Below are 2,426 nucleotides of genomic sequence, written 5' to 3' on the forward strand. Positions count from 1 at the left end.
TAAAGAACAAACTGCAGGTATTACTCAAATCAATGAAAGTGTAGCTCATATAGAAAGTGTAACTCAAGATAATGTGAAGATTGCTAATGATAGTTCTGTGATTTCTGATGCAGTCAATAGTATTGCAAAAAATATTCTTGAAGATGCTCGGAAGAAGAAGTTTTAATGAACTTTGATATATTGTATCTCCTTTAAGACAAGCAGTTTGCGGAGCAAATCCGCAAAATTTGCTTGGTTACCTTTTAAATTTATTTTTAGTTCATTTCAACCTCAAAAAGACTTTTTATCTATGGTTTTACAAAACTACCCACGCACTTTTAAAAATAAACATTAATCCTTAGTTTAATAAGTATTAAATCAAACTTCAGTTACAATGAAAAACGAATAAATCCAAACGACAAAAGGAGAACAAATGAAAAAAAACATCGTGTTTTTTGAAGCAAAAGGCGGAAGCGACAAGGGTCCTGATGGATACAGAAAAGATACCATGCCTATGGTAAATGCTCTTAAAGCCAAGGGTTGGAATGCTGAAGTGGTATTTTTTACTGATGAAATATTACGCAATGAAAATGAGAGAAACAAAATTTTTGAGCATGTTAAAAACACCGCTGATGGCTATGTATCAAGGGTAAATCCGGGCAATTTAAAAGAAGAAAAATTGTATTTTGATGTTTTAAGAAAGCTTTGTGATGCTGGACTTATAGGCATGCCTCATCCTGATGCCATGATAGGATATGGAGCAAAAGATGCGCTCACTAAGCTTGCTGATACAAAGTTAGTGCCAAGCGATACTTATGCGTATTATGACCCTGCCGAAGCAAAAAGAATAGGCGTAAACTTTAGCGATAAACATGATTTTAAAAAAACCTTTCCTACAACTCTAGCAAAAGGAGAACGCGTTTTAAAACAAAACAGAGGCTCAACTGGAGAGGGAATTTGGCGTGTAAGACTTGAAAACTCAAGCGATTATAACAAAGTAGCAAGCTTGCCACTTGATACAAAAATCATTTGCACAGAAGCCAAAGACAATCATACAGAAGAGCGTAAGCTTGGCGAATTTATGGACTTTTGCGAGCATTATTTGGTAGGGGATAATGGCATGCTTGTAGATATGACTTTTTTACCGCGTATCAAAGAAGGTGAAATTCGCATTTTAATGCTTTATAAAACCCCTGTTTATGTAGTGCATAAAAAGCCAGCTGAGGGAGGAGATGCTTTTTCTGCTACGCTTTTTAGTGGGGCAAAATACCGCTATGATGAGCCAAAAGATTGGCAAGCTTTGATAGATTGGTTTTTGGCACAACTGCCAGAAATTCGCTCTAAGCTTGGAAATTATGATCTGCCACTTATCTGGACAGCTGATTTTATCCTTGATACTGATGAAAATGGTAAGGATAAATATGTGCTTGGCGAGATAAATTGTTCTTGTGTTGGCTTTACAAGTCCGGCTGAATTTATGGAAAAAATTGCCGTTATGGTAGGCGATACTATCATTGATATCGTAAGCGAGCAAAAAGCGTGATTTTAACCAGCTTTAAAGCTGGTTAAGCTTAATGTCATTGCGTTGTATCCTAAGATCGACAAGGAAAAAGACTTGTTGATCTTCTTTCAAATTTAAAACAAGATTAAAAAAATTATATCGAGTTGTGCTTGTATCATAAAAATTAGCGATTTGATTTTATTCAACAAAAATTAAGTAAATTTTGCTATGATTTTAATTGCCCTTTTTTAGACCTGTGCAATAGTATTTTAAAGCACCGCTTCAGGGTGGGAACACAGCAGAGCAACTTTGATTTATTATGTGCCGCAGCCATCTGGAGAAGGGTTTTTTTTGAAATTTCTTGATAATTTTTTTCGTATTCTTGACTTATTTTGTTTTCCATCAACTGCTTTTTGAGAATTTGTTTTTTATGTTTAAAAGCACTTTTTATAATCCTAATTTCACTTTCACTTCACTTAAAACCTTTACAATTATATATTTGAAAGGAGTTGAGATGATAAAATTTTTTCGTAATATCCATATTTATTTGAGCTTATTTTTTCTGCCTGTGGCTTTTGTGTATGCTTTTTCTGGTGTTTTGTTTGTTTTGGGCTTTGATGATGAAACTTTAGCACAAACTTCAAATTTTACTTTTAAAGCTAAGATCGGTGAGGGCAAAGAACAAGAAGTGCTTTTTTCTTTTTTGAAAGAGCAGAATTTAAGCGTGCCAAAGGTTCAGGCTATTTACAGCAAAGATGAAAATCACATACTCTCACTTGGCACTTTGCGTTACAGCGTTGGGCTAAAAAAGCTTGATGAAAATGCGTATGAGGTTGATATCATCAAACGATCAGCACTTGGGCTTTTAATGAGCTTGCATGAGTCAAAAAATAATTCTTTATTTGACATTTTAGCCATCGGTTTTGGCTTAACTTTGTTTGTGTTG

General features: G+C 34.5%; 2 protein-coding genes, 1 other RNA gene and 1 pseudogene. All 4 read left to right on the top strand.

Translation table 11 applies throughout. The features are described 5' to 3' along the window. Nucleotides 1-166 (top strand): annotated as a pseudogene (locus DMB95_RS09805) (methyl-accepting chemotaxis protein); the annotation flags it as partial. Nucleotides 167-412: 246 nt separating this feature from the next. Then, the gene (locus DMB95_RS09455; protein WP_137632500.1) at nucleotides 413-1,522 is read left to right on the top strand and encodes a Cj0069 family protein; all 1,110 of its coding nucleotides are present in this window, start codon (nucleotides 413-415) and stop codon (nucleotides 1,520-1,522) included. Between the two features lie 203 nt (nucleotides 1,523-1,725). Beyond that, nucleotides 1,726-1,824, top strand: an RNA gene (gene ffs, locus DMB95_RS09460) — signal recognition particle sRNA small type. 170 nt (nucleotides 1,825-1,994) lie between these two features. After that, a partial coding sequence (locus tag DMB95_RS09465) for a hypothetical protein (RefSeq protein WP_142931839.1) occupies nucleotides 1,995-2,426 on the top strand: 432 nt, incomplete at its 3' end.

Origin of the sequence: Campylobacter sp. MIT 12-8780 (genome assembly GCF_006864535.1) — a bacterium.
Classification (GTDB): Bacteria; Campylobacterota; Campylobacteria; order Campylobacterales; family Campylobacteraceae; genus Campylobacter_D.

What these genes read in the sequence shown, in the direction of transcription:
- DMB95_RS09455 (WP_137632500.1), top strand. Translation starts at nt 413, where the DNA reads ATGAAAAAAAACATCGTGTTTTTTGAAGCAAAAGGCGGAAGCGACAAG.